Raw genomic sequence first — 227 nt, forward strand, 5'->3', positions numbered from 1 at the left:
CTTACATCTACTGTCGTTTGTCCCGCTGGGATCGTTGCTGTTACGGTCGTAGTGGTATAATCATCTGGATTGGTCGCGCTGTTATCTGTGGTAGTGATACTTACTACGGTATCTACACTAGATGGATTGTCTATGCTCACCGCTACACTCGCTGTTCCTGCATCTTCTGCAACCGTTACATCACCTACACTCATTGCTGGTGTATCGTTATCAGTGATCGTTACTGT

At 46.3% G+C, this 227-nt stretch carries 1 protein-coding gene; it reads right to left on the reverse strand.

Going from position 1 to position 227, the window contains the following annotated elements; all coding sequences use genetic code 11:
- The coding region (locus tag Q0845_RS27830) for a Calx-beta domain-containing protein (protein WP_298521243.1) at nucleotides 1-227 on the reverse strand (227 nt) is incomplete at both ends.

The sequence above is a fragment of the uncultured Kordia sp. genome (genome assembly GCF_947489565.1).
In the GTDB taxonomy this organism is placed as follows: Bacteria; Bacteroidota; Bacteroidia; order Flavobacteriales; family Flavobacteriaceae; genus Kordia.